Genomic DNA, 16,833 nt, shown 5'->3' with positions numbered 1-16,833 from the left:
ATGTCCTCATTCGTTCTGTGGCGCGATCCAAGCAGTGGCAGGCCCGCTCAGCAATTTGTTCAGCAGGGCCTCGGTAAAGGCCCAGATGCCCTGGTCATGGACCAGATGATGGGTCAATATGCCAAAGGGCTCGGTGTTGTCTGAACGGCCTTCGCGTCGGTCTCGCAGAAGACCAACAGTTTGTGCGATCAGGGCGTCGGGTGAGATCAAGCCACGCGACCCGCGCCAGTCGATCGGGTCAAGGTGGGTGTTGATCTGCTCAAGCCCCGGTGCGGCCAGACGCGATTTGCGGGGCGTTGCGGTGGACAGGATGCAGTATCCCAGCTTTGGCAACTGTTTGGCCATCTCGGGCGCAATGCGATTCCAGGGGGGCACGAACACCTGTCGCACATTGTCACCAAACAGGGACCGAAGACGCGCCATCCCGGCCTGCGCATCCGCCGCCATCACGTCCAGCGGACGGTCGAGCCGAAACTCGGCCTTCTTCTCCCCACGGGGCGCATGGTTTGTATGCGCCCACCCGTGTACGACCGGAATAAGAGACGCGCGCCCGGCAACATATTCCGCCAGCGCAGGCGTCGCGTCGCGTGGGATGACGGCCAGATGCACGGGCAGGCCCAGTTTGTCGGCCAGCACGGAAAGGCGGTCCAATTGCGGGGTTGGCGCAATGGCATCATCATCGCGCCACCACAGAGGCAAGGGCAAGCTTTCGGCACGCCAATGGTTCAACTCGACATCAAGTGGGCGCCAGTCGGGGTTCATGTACGCTGCTCCAGCAGGCGCTTGGCGACGTGAACGGATTGGATGGCCCCGTCAAAACCGAAATCCTGTTGTACACGGGGGCCGTCCGCCAGGACACGCTCCACCGCCTGCGCCAATGCCGCCCCGCTCAACGCTTTGCTTTCCAGAACTTCGATTGCAGGCAGATCGGACAGGCTCTGCCCGCGCAGCCCCTGTTCCACCTCTTTGCCGTCGTCGAAAGGCACAAACACGGCGGCGGTACCACTTTGAAGGATATCCATGGCAGTGTTGTAGCCGCACATGCTTACCGATGCCGCTGCCAGGGGCAGCATCTGGCGGAAATCCGGCCGCACCGGTTCCAGAACAACCGAAGCACCTTCGGCCATCCGGGACAATTCCGCGATCCGAACCTTTGCATCCGTTCCACCGACCAGCAGGCGCCAGCGCCTGTTGGGCATCTTTCGGGCGGCCTCGATGGCCGCGCGAAAGATCGGTTGCCCGACGGATCCGCCGCCAGCGCTGACCAGGATTTCATCCTGACCCGCCGCGTCGGGGTGCGGTCGGGGCAATGCAGGCGCCACAAAGCCAGTGTAGTGAAGTCGCTTGGCCAGTCGCTCCGACACCGGCCAGCTGACCGACAGGGGCGTAACGCTTTCGGTGGAATGAACCAAGATGCCGTCATAATACCGAGACACGATTTCATCCGCGCGCTCGACTTTGGCAGGTTTGGAGGGCGGAGCCAGAATGTCCCGGATCGATCCGAGAATGACGGGACGCTCAGGCAACGCGATCGCCGCATTCAGGGCCGCATCGAACTCGGCAGACAGTGATCGGCGACCAAAGGGGTAAAGCTCGGTGATCAGGATCTGCGGTTCGAAGCTATTCACCGCCTGCACCAGGGCTGCCTCACGCGCTGCGTAACAGGCCGCGTCAGCCTTTTCGCCGCTTTCGGTCAGCAAACGGGTGAAGTTGGTTCCGTCCGACCTGAGCGGCGGCAAGCCGAACAGGGTCATGCCCGTGCTGTCCAATTGCGGCGCGGGCATACCACCCGTCACGACCATGACGTCGTGGCCATCATCCCGAAATGCCCGCCCCAATGTCAGCGCCCGGCTGAGGTGCCCGGTGCCCAACAGGTGCGTGACGATGATCATCACCTTCATTGCGGGGTCTCGCGCTTGATCAGGCGAACGGGGTCGGCGGCGGCGGTCATGGTATTCATGTCGACGATATACAGCCGATTGCGTTTGATCTTAAAGGGGGCAGGCCCTTCAAAGTTCCAACCCCAGGCCTGAGCCAGAATGACCCGCATGATACCGATATGGCAGACCGCGACCGTATCTTGCCGCAACTCGGACAGCCACGGGTCAAGCCTGTCCCGAACCTCGGCCGGGCTTTCCCCGTTTGGTGGGCGGAAATCCCAGCCCCAATGCTCGATATGACGATACCCGCTGGATGTGTCCGCGATCAGGTCGACCCCGCGCTGACCTTCCCAATCGCCCCAGTTCATCTCGGTCAACGCGTCCGAGGTGTTCGGGTCGCGACCTGTCACTATCCGCGCCGTCTCACTGGCGCGGTGCAGGGGGCTGGACCAGATGTCAGCCCTGGCCCAGTCCTGCGGCAATCCAAAGCCCGCCAATTCGGCTCGGGCGTCATCGTCCAGCGGTATGTCGCTGCGCCCCTGGATCCGTCCCGCGCGGTTCCAATGGGTGTGCCCGTGGCGGAGCAGTGCAAGCCGGGTCATGATGCGTCCTTAAGCAGAGGTCGGAGGGTTGCCCACAAGCGCTCGGTCGCCTGTGGCATCAGGTGGCGCTCTGCCACGTAGTTGCGTGCCGCAGCGCCCAGAGTGTGGCGCAGCGTGGAATCCGACAAAAGGGCCTGCATGCCATCCGCAAATCCCCTGGCGCCACTTTCGACGGATGGATAGGCCGCCGGGGACAGAACATCGCGTACGCCGGGCCGATCCTGAGCGACCACAGGCAATCCCGCAGCCTGCGCCTCGAGGTAAATCATGCCGTAAGCTTCGTTCACTCCGGGCCATGCAAGCAGAGATGATTGTTGATAGACGCGTTGCAGTTCTTCCCGGTCAAGCTGACCCAGAAAACGCACCCGCTGTCCGAACGGCGCCATCAGCGCCTCAACTTGCCTGCGCGCTGGGCCGTCTCCTGCGATGTTCAGGTGCCAGTCCCCGGTCAAATGCGCCAGGGCCTCGGACAATATCTGATAGGACGCCAGCTTGTCCCCATGCCGCATCATGCCGACGGTCAGCATGGGTGCGCCACCTGTGGCGGCCGGAGGCAGTTCCGAGATGGGCAGGAACGGAGGCAATTCGACCAAAGCCTGATCGCCAAAGCGATCCCGCTGCAAAGTGATCAGGTCGTTGGCCGTATGATAAAAGATCACATCCGCTGCATCGCAGGCCTGATGCGCCGCCTTGGCGAACTCAGCCCACGGCCCGTTTAACCGACTGGATGCGCGGGTGCTTTCCAGTTGCACATAGGGAATGCCACGCGCCTTGCAAACCCGAGGGCCCAGCAGGTCAGGTGCCTTGTAATAGTTGTGGTAGGTCACCCACAGATCGGTATCTGATGGCAAGTCAGAGACAAGTCGCTTCGCTTCATCTTCTGCCGCGCGCCTCAGGGCTTGTTGCAGGTCTTCGTCGCCGCTTTTGTCATAGATGCGCAAGTCGGTCGCCAGATCGACCGTTTCACCCTCGGCGGTCAGCGCCTGCATCAGATTCCGGGCCATTTCACGGTCGCCCGAAGGTTTCGGGCTGTCAGGAGATTTCATCGGGGCATAAAACGCGACCCGCGCCATTACGCGTTTTCCATGCACATGGAATTGAGGCGTTCCGACAGCCGTGCAATGCCGGGAGCCATCCGGAATTCGGCGATCAGGCGATCATAGGCCGCATGCGCCATCTTTGACGCTTGCTGCGGATTGGCTGACAAACGTTCGACGGCATCCGCAAGTGCAGAGGGGGCGTCATCGGACAGAACCCCATGTGTTCCGGTTTCGATAAACTCGGGGATCGCCGAGACCGGTGTCGACAGGATTGGCAACAACTGAGACGCGGCCTCCATCAACACATTCGGCAACCCGTCGCGGTCTCCGTCCTTCGCGATGCGGCTGGGCAGAACGAACAGGTCGGCATCACGCATTGCTGCGATGACCTGGGGCTGGTCGCAAGCCCCTTTCCAGGTGATCCGGTTCGCAATGCCGGCTGCGTTCGCCTGTGCCCGCAAAGCGTCACCCAATGCGCCGCCGCCGATATGGGTCCAGTGCCAGTTCAGGTCATCGGGCAGAAATGCAAAAGCCGCGATCAGACGATCGAAGCCTTTCTTCTCGACCAGCCGCCCGACGGAAATCATGTGAAAAGGATCATTCACAGCACGCAGCCTTCGCGTTGGGGGCTTGGGAAAGCGAGACAGGTCCAAACCGTGATAGATCAGGTCCACGCGCTTGGGGTCATCGGCCAGGCTGCGCAGATGCTCGGCTCCGATGGCTGTGCAGGTGGCACCAAACGTGGCCCCGTAGGATGCGGCTTGCAGCTTTTCACGTTTTTCCCAATCCGGCGACGTCCAGATATCCTTGGCATGAGCCGAAAAACTCCACGGCAATCCGCGCATGATGGCGGCGTAACGGGCAACGGATGACGGCGTGTGCATGAAGTGAGCGTACAACCCTTGCGTCCGGGCAGGCAATTCCGCGGCCAGAACGCAGGCTTGCCCAAACCGGCGGATGCGATTGGGTGTCGGGTCGCGCTTCAAGTCCTGACGCCAGATCCGATAGGCCTTGTCGTAACCGGGAAGCGTTTGGGCAAGGGCCCGTGCCGCCCAGACCCGTTTGGGTTCGTCATGAAGATACTCGGGCAGGTATCGGACCTGTCCTGTGAACCGGTCGTGCAAGGGATGGCGTTTCGTATCGGTCGGGTTCCGCAAAGACCAGATGTCAAAGCGATGCCCGGCCTCCTGCAAGGCGACAAGTTCCTGCGCAATGAACGTTTCGGACAGTCGTGGCCAACCTTTGACCACAACCGCCAATCGAGGAGAATCTGAGGTCATCCGGTGGCTCGTTCCTGTTCCCAGGTCAGCAGGCTTTCGATGCGGTCGGTGACATAATCCAGCCCGTCCAGCAATCCGCTTTGTATCGCCTGCGACGGCAGGGACTGGTGCGGCAGTTCCCGAATGGCGCGGATCATCGCGTCCGGCGTCAGGCCATCCCGGTTTTCATCCAGCATTCGGACAAGGCCCAGCCCTTCTGCGCGCGAGGCCCGTATCCACTGTTCCAGACGGGGCGTGGTGCGCGGGACGATGACAGCGCGTTTGTCAAAGGAAAGAACCTCGCAGAACGTGTTGTAGCCGCCCATGCAGACGACGCCTTCGGCCCCTGCAAACAGCGTTTCGATCTGGGATTCGAACCCAACGGCGGTGACGCGACCGTTCAATGCGGCAACGCGGGTTTCGAAATCTTCGCGCAACTCACCGGACAGGAAGGGGCCATAGACCAAAACCGCCCGCGGCGACAGGTTTGGATCTTTTTCATAGGCAGACAGGACGAGGTTGACCATCGCCTTGCCGTCGCCGCCGCCGCCGGGCGTGATCAGGATATAGGGTTGTTGCGGAGGCTCGCCGACCGGACCAAGATCGCGGCGCAGATATCCCGTCCAGTGGATGCGGGACTGTGCCGCGGCGCTCAGCGGCAACCCCTTTGTCGGGTCGTAAATCGACTGCAAACCGTAAACCCAGATTTCGTGATAAAACCGTTCGGTGGCTTCAACCGCTTCCTTGCGCGCCCACTCGGCGGCCAGGACTTCGGGTTCATCCAGAACATCGCGCAACCCAAGCACCATTTTGGTTCCGCAGTTCTGTTGCAGGTGGTTCAGTGTCGGCAGCAGCTCACCCCGGAACCCCGTCGGTTCCTTGTCGACGATCAGCACATCAGGGTCGAACTGCTGAACAGCGGTTTGAATCAGACCCGACCGCAACTCGGTCACTTCTTCGATGCCCATCCCGATCGTGCGTGCAGCATAAGACCCGTCTGCGCGTTTGGTGACACCGGGCAGGCGCACGTGGTCAACGCGACGGGGAAAGGTAAACCGTCCGGCCACGGGTGATCCCGTCAGGATCAGCGCGGATGCGCTTTGGTCCGCCTGCGTGATCGCGGCCGCCAAAGCCCGAGACCGGCGAAGATGGCCCAGCCCGAACGTGTCGTGACTGTAAAACAGGATACGCGGTGCGCGGCCCGGTTTGGAATTGGTTTTGCCTAGGCTCATAGTGTTGCCTGTCTTCTTGATCCCGGTTCGAAATCCGCGCGTTTGCAAGCGTTACTGTATATATCCCCGTCACGCTTGCCAAAGGAGGAATTGCTCTTCCGCAAATGTTCCAAGCATTGCGATTTGGCAACAGCATATTGACGGTTTCGCGTCATGTCGCACCAAGGCTTGAGAGGGATCGCAAAAGAACCGGTGAACTGGCAAAGGCGCAGGGCCTACAGATCCCGTTCATATTCAATTTTCGCCAGATTGAAAACATCCGGAATCGGGCAGTGCGCCAAGAACACGCCCGGACACGATATTGAGCAGGGCGCGCCCGAGTGTTTGAACTGCCTGAAACCCTTCTGTAATCTGACCGCTATCGGAAAAACTGGATGTAAAACCCCATGAAACATACCTTTCTGGCCGCAACACTTCTGGCTTTGTGGGCTTTTGTACTGGCGCTTCCGGTCAGCGTTTCAGCGCAAACATCCTTGATTCCGGGATACAACGCGGACAGTTCGTCTGCGTCCTCGCCGGAAAGCGATTTGGCTGCCGCAATTCGCGCCGCCAGCGAAGCCGGGGCCAGTGTGATCGTCATCGACAGCGCCGGGCAGGTTGTGACAACAGCCGGCGGCACGGATGCGGGCACGAATGATGCGGCGGGCGATTCGAACAATCCCATGGGTGAGGGATCGCAGCTGATGAAGGCGCAGGAGAGGTTCTCGAAATTCCGTGAGTCCATGCAATCACGGCTTGAGGCGCTGCCGTATTCGGTGTTCGAAGTGAAGTATATCCTGCGCCAGACCAGTCCGGACGGTCGCATTCAGACCTATGTGGAAGTTCTGGGCTGGAACATCCTGTTCCTGTTGTTGGGCCGCTGGCTGTCTATCGAGATATACGGGAAACGCATCGCGCGCCGCTGGGTCGTGGCGCGGATCAAGGATGAACCGCAGGGTTACCGAGAAAAGATGCCCTTCCTTCTGTTCCGGTTCCTGATGGGGATCGGAGCGACGATATTTGCCATGCTCATGGCCCTGATCGTCGGATATCTGTTTTTTGGCGAAGCGGACGATATCTCGATCCAGTTCACGGTCACGGCGATCTTCACGGCGTTCTTCCTGTCGCGCACGGTGTCCGATCTTTGGCGGATGGTATTGTCACCTTACCTGAGTCAATACCGGCTGCCACCGTTCTCGGACCGGGACGCCAAGCGGCTGTATCTGTGGGCTTCGGCACTCGCGACCTATGACATCACGGTTGTTCTGTTTTCGACCTGGGTTGCGGATTTCGGGCTGAACTACAACGTCTACGCCATGGTCTATGGCTGCCTGACAATGGTGGGCGCTTTCGGCAATATTCTGATGATCCTGTTCAATGCCCGGGCCATTTCAAATGCAATCCGGGGCGGCAGAGCGCCGGATCAGGTCTCGTGGTTGTTGCGGTTCGTATCCTTCGGCTGGGCACCTGCACTGATCGTCTATGTCGTGTTCAGCTGGTTCCGTCTGGCGGTTGATCTTGCACTGGAGAACCCAACGCCGCTGCCGCTGATCGCAAGCAGCTATATGATCTTCATGTCCGTCGTCGTTGCCTATGGTGCGATGAACTACGTGCTGGAGCGGTATTTTGACCGTTCGCGCAAGATCAACGAGATAAACGAAGAAACCGCCGCTGCCGAAGCGGATGCCGAGCCCGTGGAAACGCCCGAGGCAGAACAGCGCAAACAGTATCTTCTGACCTATGAGGATCTGGCGCGCCGGGTGGCCGGAATTCTGGCCTTTGTGATTGGTGTCTACGCCCTTGTGGTGATTTGGTATCCCGATGCGGACTGGAGCGAGGACCTGCCAGTTGCACGCGTGCTGGATGTAATGGTCATCATTTTCATCGGCTACATCCTGTTTCATTTCTTTCGCATCTGGATCGACAGCAAGATAGCGGAAGAAGTCGATGATGGCACCGAGGCCGAACTGGGCGATGAGGGCGGGGAAGGCGGGCAAAGCCGGCTGGCGACGCTGCTGCCATTGTTCCGCGGCGCAATTCTGGCCGTTGTGGTCGTGACCATCATGCTGATCGTTCTCATGGAACTTGGTATCAATGTCAGCCCGCTGTTTGCCGGTGCCGGTGTGGTTGGTCTGGCTGTCGGTTTCGGATCTCAAACACTGGTGCGGGACATCTTTTCCGGGGCGTTTTTCCTGATGGATGATGCCTTTCGGAAGGGTGAGTACATCGATATCGGAGACGTCAAGGGAACGGTCGAGAAAATCTCGGTCCGGTCCTTCCAGCTGCGTCACCATCTTGGCGCGCTGAACACGATTCCTTTTGGCGAAATCAAGGTTCTGACGAACTATTCCCGTGACTGGGTGATCATGAAACTGCCGCTGCGCGTGACCTATGACACTGACGTGGAAAAGGTGCGAAAGCTGATCAAGAAGCTGGGGCAGGAGTTGCTGAGCGATCCTGTGATCGGCGAAAACTTCATACAGCCGCTGAAGTCCCAAGGCGTGATCGAGATGCAGGATTCAGCGATGATCATCCGGGTCAAGTTCATGACCAAACCGGGCGATCAGTGGTTGGTGCGCAAGAAGGTCTATCAGGAAATTCGCGAATTGTTCGCGCGGGAAGGCATCAAATTCGCGCATCGCGAAGTCACCGTGAGGTTGGCGGACGGCAAAGAGGCCGATGACTTGACGCCGAAACAGCGTGAGGCGGTAACAGGCGCGGTGCAGGCGGCGATCGATGAGGATTACCTGGACGATATCGGCCCTGGGGGCGATGATCGATAGGGGCGCTCCCGTCGCTTTGGACTGCGTCTCTTACGAGACGCCACCCAATGCGTTGGGCCCGGCCGCGCGTCTCGCGCGGCGGATGGTCAGTAGGCGTCGAGTGGCCAGACAGGTTCCGAACTGCCCAGTTTCGACGCAGGCAAATCCCAGCGCATCGTCGCTTCGCCGACCCTCAGCGCAGGGTTGAGGCGATGGCCCGGCCCCCAGCCGGACGCCTCCGTCGCCGTGCCGTAATCCGTTGTTGCCGGGGTGATGGGCGCGGATTGTGCTTCGTCTTTGCCGAGCACGGCCAGAAGTTCGGCGGTGCGCGCCAGAGAGAGATGCGCGTGCATGATGGAATTGCCTGATGCGGCCTCGGCCAGTGCGGACAGGACGGCAGCCGCCATCAGATAGCCGGTCGCGTGGTCCAGAGCTTGAACCGGCAACGGGGTCGGCTTGTCCGCGTTCGCCCACCCCATCCCGGCATGGGCGATACCCGCGCTCATCTGGACAAGGCTGTCAAACCCGCGCCGGGTCGACCATGGACCTTGCCAGCCATAGGCATCCAGCGTGACTTCGATCCGGTTCGGAGCCAGCTCGTCACGTTTGGCCCGGGTCAGACCCAGTGCCTCCAGCGCGCCGGGTCGATACCCGTGTACGAACACATCCGCCTGAGCCAGCAACCCATGCAATCGTTCAAGGCCGGTTTCGGATTTTAGGTCAAGATAGGCGCAGCGCTTTCCCAGCGATATGTCGGGGATCACCCCGGGTTCATCCCAGCCAGGTGGGTCGATGCGCAAGACCTCGGCTCCGAACCCTGCAAGCGTTCGGGTAGAAACCGGGCCGGCCAGAACGCGCGTCAGATCCAGCACCCGTAACCCGGCCAGAGGCCGATCAGCGGTGGCCCGAGGTCTGTCGCGCAGATTGACATAGCGCGGTCCCTGCCATCCGATCAAAGGGTCGCGCGACACGGCGCGGCCTTGTGGGTGATCAAGCCATTCCGTCCGGCTGCGCATGGCAGCGGCCACCCCACCTTCGGCAACAACCGCCGTTTCCAGATCCGATATTGCCCAAGACCTGACGGCTTTTGCCACGGCTTCACGCTCTGGCTGGGTGGCAAGGACTTTCAACGCGGCAGAGCGATGGCGGGGCAGGTTTGTGTGCAGCCTGATCCAGCCATCCGCGGCTTTGTAGTCGCCCGCGACCGCATCCCACAAACTGGGCATGTCCCAACCTTGCGGTTTGAAGGAATAGCCGAACCACAGAGATGCCAGCCGATGATCGATCGAGACTTCGGGTGCCTTCGTGGACAGGCTGATCGCCTGGATCAGCCGGGCCATTTCCCGCCCCACGGCTGCGAAACTGGCGGTGGCCAGTTCGGAAACGGCAAAGGCGCTTGGCAGCATACCGGCACCGACCATGTGATAGCTGCCGGCAGCGGGAAGCGTCGCCAGCAGACTCATTGCTGATAGGGGTCGAGACTGTCGCGCAGCCCGTCACCAAGGAAGTTGAACGCCAATACCACGACAATGATCGGCAGCATCGGGATTGCCGTCCAGGGATAGATCTCGATCGACGCGAGGTTCTGCGCGTCATTCAGCATCACGCCCCAACTGACTGCGGGTGCGCGCAGGCCGAGGCCAAGAAAACTGAGCGCCGTTTCCCCCAGGATCATGGCAGGGATCGACAATGTGGCCGATGCAATCAGGTGCGACATGAAGTTGGGCAGCAGGTGCTTGCGGATCACGCGGCCAGAACTTGCCCCCATCATCTCGGCGGCTCTGACATATTCCTCTTCCCGCAATGACAGGAACTTCGCCCGAACCGAGCGCGCCAAACCCGGCCAGTCGAGGATGCCCAGAATGATCGAAATGATGAAGAACACCGCGACCGGGCTCCAGTTCGAAGGCACGGCGGCGGAAAGGGCCAGCCACAGCGGCAGTTCCGGCAACGAACGCAGGATTTCGATGACGCGGTTGATGGTCCAGTCGATACGCCCGCCGAAATAGCCGGCCATCGAACCGAACAGGATGCCAAGAAAGAAGGACACCGAGATACCGATCAGACCCACCGTCAAAGACAGCTGCGCGCCATAGAGAATTCGGCTGAAGATGTCTCGGCCCAGACGGTCGGATCCCCACAGGAACAGCGTTGTCCCCTCTGGCGGGCAGAACAGATGCGTGTCCGACGGTATGAAACCGGCCAGATTGTATTCAGAGCCTTCGCAGAAGAACCGGATCGGGCGCGGGTCTTCCGTGTCGGGGACAAACTTCCATTGGAAGGTTTCAAGGTCCGCCTCGGCGACGATCGGATAGACATGTGGGCCGATAAACTCACCCTCGTGAAACCAGTTTACCGATTGTGGTGGCGCGTACAGGTGCTCTCCGTTTCGGTCATTTGGCCCATAAGGCGCAATAAACCCGGCAAAGGGCAGCATTAGATAACAAAACAGCAGGAAGATGCCCGAGATCAGGCCCAGCTTGTGGGTTTTGAACTTGCGCCAGACCAGAACCCAGTTGGGGGCATCCAGATCGGCGCGTTCCAGCTGCTGAATCGAGGCCTGCGGATCAAACGGCGCATCATCGACATAGCGATTGTCAGGACGATCAGTCATGCCTCGCGCCCCTCATACCGAATGCGCGGATCCAGCATCACCAGCAGGATATCAGAAATCATCGTGCCGATAAGCGTCAGCAGGGCGACGAACATCAGGATGAACGCTGACAGGAACTGATCCTGCGTCTTCAAGGCAGTCAGCAGTGTAGGGCCAATGGTTTGCAGGCCCAGAACGACCGATACCAGAACCGAGCCGGACACCATCGACGGCAGCAGGTTGCCGATATCGGCGACAAAGGGGTTGAAGGCCACCCGCAGGGGATACTTGGTCAGCATCCGTGACGGGGCCATGCCCTTTGCAATGGCGGTTTCCACATAGGGTTTGCCGAGTTCGTCCAGCATGTTCGCGCGCAGACGCTGCATCATCGCCGATGCGCCTGAAGTGCCGATGACGAAGGTCGGTACGATCAGGTGGATGAGGATGGATTTCAGTTTCTCCCAACTCATCGGCTGGCCTTCGAAACTGGGATCCATCAAGCCCCCGATCGGCAGGTTGAAATACTGGTGGCCATAATAGAACAGGATCAGCGCAAGCAAAAAGTTCGGCGTTGCCAGCCCCAGATACCCCACGAAGGCCGAGGTATAGTCGATCCATGTCCGGGACCGCGCGGCGGCGATAACGCCCAGCGGCAACGCGACGGCATAGACAAACAGGATCGCAGCCAGATTGACCACAACCGTCAACCAAAGCGTGTCGCCGACGATTTCGGAAACGGGACGGTCAAATTCAAAGGACCACCCGTAATTGCCCTGGATCAACCCCGAAAACCCGTGCGGTCCGGGCCAGAATCCCATCCAGATCAGGTATTGTTCCCACATCGGACGGTCCAGAGCGTATTCAGCGCGCAGGAACTCTGCCTTTGCGACACCTGCCGACTGGCCCGAGGCCTGAAGTTCAGCGATCTGGTTGCTCAGATAGTCGCCGGGCGGAAGGTTGATGATTACAAAAACCAGAACCGAGACCACCAACAAAGTCAGCAGCATCGTGAAAAAGCGATACACCACGTAGCGCAGCATGATCATTTAGCTGCTCCTGCTCAATCGGCGAAAAAGAACTCTTCCGGGCGGTGAATGCCGAAATGTGCACCGGGTTCCCAGGCCCACATAGCCTGTTCCGGAACATTTCGCAGGCGGTTTGACACCACAATGGGCTGGGGGGCGCCGTTCAGGATGCCGATGGCATAGACCTGATCGGCATGGATTTTCAACATCTCGGTCCAGACAGCCGCGCGTTCTTCATCGGTCGTGGCGATTTGCCATTCATGCGCCAATTCCATCAGGCGCTGCGCCTCTGGCATGTCGGGGGCTTCACCCGCTTCGCCACCGGTCTGATAGTGCTGCCCCCATTTTGGCCAGGCCAGGAACACCTGATCTGTCGGAGCGAGATAAGCCGGGGACGTATGCGCCTGCGGAATACCATCATCCCAACCGAACCAGACGGACGCCATCGAATTGCCCGCGAACACACGGTTGCGTAGGATGTCCCTGTCCAGCGGGCGCATGACCAGTTTGACACCGATTTCACGCCAGGTATCGGTTACGATCTGAAGCGCGTTTTCGACTTCCTGCCGCTCACCTGCGGTTTCGATTACCAGCTCCATTGGGCGACCGTCAGGCAACAGGCGAATGCCGTTCTTGTCGCGCTGATCCAGACCAGCCTCATCCAAAAGCGCATTGGCCTGATCAACATCGTATTGCGCCCAGGCCGCAGCGTTTTCTTCACTGTAGAAGGGCGAGGCGGGAAGAACCGAGTTCGCGGCGGGGTGTGCGAGTTTGAAGTAAAGCGCCTGGTTGATGGTCTGCCGGTCGATGGCCAGCGACAAGGCGCGCCGCACGCGAACGTCCCTCAGTACATCGCGCCAGACATCATCCGAAAAGTTCAGGTTCGGGTAGATCGCGATCTGCGAGGCCACGCCGGTTTTCCACAACAGCGTTTTGTATCCGCCTTGTGCTTCGCCTTTCTTGAGGATCGACGCGTCTCGGAAGGCAAGGCCACGGCCTTGCAGGTCGCTTTCACCGGCGTTGGTCTTGGCGGCAACAAGACCGGGGGCGACGATCTCCATCTCGACCACGTCAATATAGGGAAGTTGCACCCCCTTGCTGTCGATCCGGTGATAATAGGGGTTGCGCACAAAGTTGTGACGGATTTTCTTGCCCGAACTGGCGTTCAGCCATGGCTGCAACGTGGGAAGTTCGTGGTTGTCGAACTTGTAAAGATTATCCAGCTTGTTGTGCAGCGCCGCCCAGCTTTTGACCCGGGCATCTTCAACCTGAAAGGCAAGCTCTTCCGCGTCCGCGTATTTCTCGTGATACTGTTTCAGAAACGCGGCCGGCCGGTAAATAAACGGCGGTCGTGCTTGTGCCAGAGATTGCAGGAAGTTCGGGTTCGGGTCGTCCCATTCGAAGATCACGGTGGTCTCATCGGGAAACGTGACCGTGGGCAATTTACCTTCGACGATCAGAAAATCGGGTGGGCCTGACGGGCTGAGCAACTCGTTGCTGGCGACGTCTTCCCACCAATAGCGGAAGTCTTCCGAGGTAAAGGGTGAGCCGTCCGACCACTTGTGCCCTTCGCGCAGTTTCAGGGTAAATTTGCGATTGCCCTCGTTTTCATACGAGGCCAGCAGGTCGGGTACCAATTCGTAATCTTGGTTGAACCCAACCAACCTTGCATAGCCATAGACAACCATCTGCCGGATATCTTTGGATCGCGTGACCATAGTGCGCAGAGTGCCACCCGGTTTCCCGAATTCTCTTCCTTTTGCGGCCAGATCCACAATCAGAGGGTCCTTGGGCAAACGCCCCTGCACTGGCGGAAGATTGCCGCTTTCAACCTCGGCGCTCCAGAAGGCGCTTTCCTGAGGTGTTGGGATTGTATCTGCCGCCGCGGGCAGGATCCCTGAAAACGCCAGCATAGCAGCCAGCAGCAGAGGGCGAATGGTATTAAACATGGCAACGTACCTTATGGCCCGGTTCCAATTCCACCAGTGAGGGTATCACGGTGTCCGAGAAACGAAAGGCTTCATCCCAACTGTCCGGCGCGCCGGCACCCAGAGAAACCAATTGAAGGTCAATCGGGCGATTGATGTCGGGTTCGGGTTGAGCGGCAATCAGCGCCTTGGTGTATGGATGGCGCGGATTGTAGAAAAGAGTTTCGGGCGGTGCCTGTTCGACGATCAGACCCCGCCTCATGACGGCAACTTCGTCAGCGATCCGTGCGACAACGGCCAGATCATGTGAGATGAACAGGTAGGACAGGTTCAGGCTGTCTTGCAGGTTTTCCAGCAAGGTCAGGATTTGTTCCTGAACAGACACATCCAATGCCGAGGTCGGTTCGTCGCACACGATCAACTGCGGGTCCAGCATCATGGCGCGTGCCACGGAAAGGCGCTGTCGCTGCCCACCGGAAAACGCGTGCGGATAGCGTTTGAGCATATCACCCGTCAGGCCGACGCGCTGCAACATCTCGGCGGCCTTGTCACGCTGTTCGGCTGTTGTGCCGATGCGGTGGATTTCCAGCGGTTCGGTCATGGCGTCCTGGATGCGCATCCGGGGGCTGAGCGAACTGTAAGGGTCCTGAAAAACCATCTGTGCCTTGCGCTGAAACGCTGTGCGCTGGGCTCGGGTCATGTTGTGCACCGTGATCGGGTCGGCATCGGGGGCGGTACGAAACAGGACTTCACCACCGGGGTCGGGCAATTCAGCCCCCAGGGCGATGCGGGCCGCCGTTGTCTTTCCCGATCCGCTTTCACCGACAATTGCCAAAGTCTTGCCGCGCGCCAGGTTCAGGTCGACTCCTCGGCAGGCATAGATTGCTTTGTCAGACTGCCATCCTTTGCTGGACCGCATGGTGTAGGTCTTGGACACATCCTTCATCTGAAGGATCAGATCCGTGTCGGGCATCGGTATACCCACCGCATCCTGGTCCGGTATTTCCGGCGCGGCATCAAAAAGCTGCTTGGTATACGGGTGTGCGGGCGCGGTCAGGATCGGGGCGGCAGGGCCGGCCTCCATGATACGTCCCTTGTGCATGACGACGACCTGCTCGGCCATGTTGGCGACGACACCCAGATCATGAGTCACCAGAATGAGCGCCATGCCGGTTTCACGCTGCAATTCCTTGATCAGGCCCAGAACCTGCGCCTGCGTGGTCACATCCAGTGCGGTGGTCGGTTCGTCCGCGATCAGCAATTCTGGTTTTGACACCATGGCCATGGCGATCATGGCACGTTGGCGCATACCGCCGGACAACTCGAAAGGGTAGGAGTCATAGGCGCGCTGTGGATCAGGGAACCCGACGCGTTCGAATTGCGTCAGGACCTTTTTGCGTGCCGCGGACTCGGACAGCCCACGATGTAGCCACAAAACCTCGCTGACCTGATTGCCAATCTTGTGCAGCGGGGACAGCGATCTCATGGGCTCCTGAAAGATCATTGAAACCCGATTGCCGCGGATGTCGCGCAGCTCACGTTCGGAAACCGTGGTGAGCTCGCACATGCCCTTGGAATCGTTCAGGGTAATCGTGCCGCTTCGAATCTGCGCCGTGCGGGGCAGGATACGTAAGGCTGCGCGGCATGTGATTGTTTTTCCCGATCCCGATTCTCCGACAAGGGCAAGCGTCTGTCCGGCTTGGACATCGAAGTTCACATCCGTGACCACGGAATTGCCCGTACCAAAGCCGATGCTGAGGTCTCTTACGGACAACAACGCGCTCATGCGGGTTTTCCACCCGTTTGACCGTTCGATGACATCGGTTACTTCAACTCCCCGTGATTTTTTGTTCAGTGTCGCGCGGTTCCGCCCGTCTAGTCAAACCCGTTCTTGGGCCGAAATGTCGCGAAATCGTGAAACTACGGGCTTCGTCGCTACACAAAGTCTTGAGATTTTGCCATCAAGGACGGCATCGGGCGCATTTATGCTCTCGAATGGTATCAAGGAGATATTTTCCGGTGTCCGAGAATCAAAGCCGTCTGGATCTGTTCATCGATCGCATGGTGTCACAGCGCGCTTGTCTGGATTACGCAATCCGGCAAACTGCGGGCATGACAGGTCCGGTGTTCGAATTGGGTTTGGGCAACGGGCGTACGTATCACCATCTTGTGCAGCACATGGATGGCCGCCCGGTCTATGTGTTCGAACGCGCGGTGGCTTCGCACCCCGACTCGACCCCGCCCGAAGATCACGTGATTCTGGGCGATGTGCGGGATACCCTGCCTGCATCGGTTGAGCGGTTCGGCGCGTCAGCCAGCCTGATCCACGCGGATCTTGGTGGGCACAATCGCGAAAAGAATGACAAATTCGCGCGGTTTGTATCTCCGCTCATCGAGCCTTTGCTTGCTCCGGGCGGGCTGATGGTCTCAAGTGATCGGATGTATTTCGAAGGGCTGACCGAGATGCCGTTGCCCGAAGGCGCCGTCGAAGGGCGCTGTTTCATATATCGCCGCTGACCGAAAAGGAGTAACG

13 protein-coding genes are annotated in these 16,833 nt (G+C 59.5%); 2 read left to right on the top strand and 11 right to left on the bottom strand.

Annotated elements, in window-relative coordinates:
* Window positions 1–6: 6 nt before the first annotated feature.
* Genes GOW31_RS14505 through GOW31_RS14480 form a run of 6 tightly spaced genes read right to left on the bottom strand, consistent with a single transcriptional unit; the run spans window position 7 to window position 6,013 of the window.
* Complete coding sequence (locus GOW31_RS14505) at window positions 7–762, bottom strand: polysaccharide deacetylase family protein (protein ID WP_171170985.1); 756 nt, start codon at window positions 760–762, stop codon at window positions 7–9.
* Window positions 759–1,901 (bottom strand): glycosyltransferase family protein, encoded by a 1,143-nt coding sequence (locus tag GOW31_RS14500; RefSeq protein ID WP_171170983.1) that lies wholly within the window; start codon window positions 1,899–1,901, stop codon window positions 759–761. The genes GOW31_RS14505 and GOW31_RS14500 overlap by 4 nt, the downstream gene beginning before the upstream one ends.
* Window positions 1,898–2,482, bottom strand: coding sequence for a histidine phosphatase family protein (locus GOW31_RS14495; RefSeq protein WP_171170981.1), 585 nt, complete (start codon window positions 2,480–2,482; stop codon window positions 1,898–1,900). The genes GOW31_RS14500 and GOW31_RS14495 overlap by 4 nt, the downstream gene beginning before the upstream one ends.
* Window positions 2,479–3,555 (bottom strand): glycosyltransferase family 4 protein, encoded by a 1,077-nt coding sequence (locus GOW31_RS14490; protein ID WP_171170979.1) that lies wholly within the window; start codon window positions 3,553–3,555, stop codon window positions 2,479–2,481. The genes GOW31_RS14495 and GOW31_RS14490 overlap by 4 nt, the downstream gene beginning before the upstream one ends.
* Complete coding sequence (locus tag GOW31_RS14485; RefSeq protein ID WP_171170976.1) at window positions 3,555–4,802, bottom strand: glycosyltransferase family 4 protein; 1,248 nt, start codon at window positions 4,800–4,802, stop codon at window positions 3,555–3,557. Before GOW31_RS14485 ends, GOW31_RS14490 begins: the two co-directional genes overlap by 1 nt.
* Window positions 4,799–6,013 (bottom strand): glycosyltransferase family protein, encoded by a 1,215-nt coding sequence (locus GOW31_RS14480; protein ID WP_171170974.1) that lies wholly within the window; start codon window positions 6,011–6,013, stop codon window positions 4,799–4,801. Before GOW31_RS14480 ends, GOW31_RS14485 begins: the two co-directional genes overlap by 4 nt.
* Before the next feature lie 386 nt (window positions 6,014–6,399).
* Here GOW31_RS14480 and GOW31_RS14475 point away from each other — a divergent pair, with 386 nt between their 5' ends.
* On the top strand, window positions 6,400–8,775 hold the full coding sequence (locus GOW31_RS14475; protein WP_152457134.1) for a mechanosensitive ion channel family protein: 2,376 nt from the start codon (window positions 6,400–6,402) through the stop codon (window positions 8,773–8,775).
* An 86-nt stretch (window positions 8,776–8,861) separates the two neighbouring features.
* Here the strand turns inward: GOW31_RS14475 and GOW31_RS14470 are convergent, their stop codons facing one another.
* The 5 genes from GOW31_RS14470 to GOW31_RS14450 are packed head-to-tail and all read right to left on the bottom strand — an operon-like array spanning window position 8,862 to window position 16,086.
* Window positions 8,862–10,217, bottom strand: a complete 1,356-nt coding sequence (locus GOW31_RS14470) for a CoA transferase (protein ID WP_171170972.1) — start codon at window positions 10,215–10,217, stop codon at window positions 8,862–8,864.
* Window positions 10,214–11,368, bottom strand: a complete 1,155-nt coding sequence (locus tag GOW31_RS14465; RefSeq protein ID WP_171117328.1) for an ABC transporter permease — start codon at window positions 11,366–11,368, stop codon at window positions 10,214–10,216. The genes GOW31_RS14470 and GOW31_RS14465 overlap by 4 nt, the downstream gene beginning before the upstream one ends.
* The gene (locus tag GOW31_RS14460) at window positions 11,365–12,393 is read right to left on the bottom strand and encodes an ABC transporter permease (RefSeq protein WP_152457137.1); all 1,029 of its coding nucleotides are present in this window, start codon (window positions 12,391–12,393) and stop codon (window positions 11,365–11,367) included. Before GOW31_RS14460 ends, GOW31_RS14465 begins: the two co-directional genes overlap by 4 nt.
* Before the next feature lie 14 nt (window positions 12,394–12,407).
* Window positions 12,408–14,321: an ABC transporter substrate-binding protein gene (locus GOW31_RS14455; protein WP_171170970.1), complete on the bottom strand. Its 1,914-nt coding sequence runs from the start codon at window positions 14,319–14,321 to the stop codon at window positions 12,408–12,410.
* Window positions 14,314–16,086, bottom strand: a complete 1,773-nt coding sequence (locus GOW31_RS14450; protein ID WP_171117332.1) for an ABC transporter ATP-binding protein — start codon at window positions 16,084–16,086, stop codon at window positions 14,314–14,316. The genes GOW31_RS14455 and GOW31_RS14450 overlap by 8 nt, the downstream gene beginning before the upstream one ends.
* A gap of 209 nt (window positions 16,087–16,295) precedes the next feature.
* Here GOW31_RS14450 and GOW31_RS14445 point away from each other — a divergent pair, with 209 nt between their 5' ends.
* Entirely contained in the window at window positions 16,296–16,817 is a 522-nt protein-coding gene (locus GOW31_RS14445) for a class I SAM-dependent methyltransferase (RefSeq protein ID WP_171117334.1), read from the top strand.
* Window positions 16,818–16,833: the final 16 nt, after the last annotated feature.

Origin of the sequence: Ruegeria sp. HKCCA0370 (assembly GCF_013033705.1) — a bacterium.
GTDB lineage: Bacteria > Pseudomonadota > Alphaproteobacteria > Rhodobacterales > Rhodobacteraceae > Ruegeria.
This window is presented reverse-complemented; position numbering and strand designations above follow the sequence as displayed.

What these genes read in the sequence shown, in the direction of transcription:
- GOW31_RS14460 (WP_152457137.1), bottom strand. Translation starts at nt 12,393, where the DNA reads ATGATCATGCTGCGCTACGTGGTGTATCGCTTTTTCACGATGCTGCTG.
- GOW31_RS14505 (WP_171170985.1), bottom strand. Translation starts at nt 762, where the DNA reads ATGAACCCCGACTGGCGCCCACTTGATGTCGAGTTGAACCATTGGCGT.
- GOW31_RS14485 (WP_171170976.1), bottom strand. Translation starts at nt 4,802, where the DNA reads ATGACCTCAGATTCTCCTCGATTGGCGGTTGTGGTCAAAGGTTGGCCA.
- GOW31_RS14480 (WP_171170974.1), bottom strand. Translation starts at nt 6,013, where the DNA reads ATGAGCCTAGGCAAAACCAATTCCAAACCGGGCCGCGCACCGCGTATC.
- GOW31_RS14450 (WP_171117332.1), bottom strand. Translation starts at nt 16,086, where the DNA reads ATGAGCGCGTTGTTGTCCGTAAGAGACCTCAGCATCGGCTTTGGTACG.
- GOW31_RS14455 (WP_171170970.1), bottom strand. Translation starts at nt 14,321, where the DNA reads ATGTTTAATACCATTCGCCCTCTGCTGCTGGCTGCTATGCTGGCGTTT.
- GOW31_RS14495 (WP_171170981.1), bottom strand. Translation starts at nt 2,482, where the DNA reads ATGACCCGGCTTGCACTGCTCCGCCACGGGCACACCCATTGGAACCGC.
- GOW31_RS14475 (WP_152457134.1), top strand. Translation starts at nt 6,400, where the DNA reads ATGAAACATACCTTTCTGGCCGCAACACTTCTGGCTTTGTGGGCTTTT.
- GOW31_RS14465 (WP_171117328.1), bottom strand. Translation starts at nt 11,368, where the DNA reads ATGACTGATCGTCCTGACAATCGCTATGTCGATGATGCGCCGTTTGAT.
- GOW31_RS14445 (WP_171117334.1), top strand. Translation starts at nt 16,296, where the DNA reads ATGGTATCAAGGAGATATTTTCCGGTGTCCGAGAATCAAAGCCGTCTG.
- GOW31_RS14470 (WP_171170972.1), bottom strand. Translation starts at nt 10,217, where the DNA reads ATGAGTCTGCTGGCGACGCTTCCCGCTGCCGGCAGCTATCACATGGTC.
- GOW31_RS14500 (WP_171170983.1), bottom strand. Translation starts at nt 1,901, where the DNA reads ATGAAGGTGATGATCATCGTCACGCACCTGTTGGGCACCGGGCACCTC.
- GOW31_RS14490 (WP_171170979.1), bottom strand. Translation starts at nt 3,555, where the DNA reads ATGGCGCGGGTCGCGTTTTATGCCCCGATGAAATCTCCTGACAGCCCG.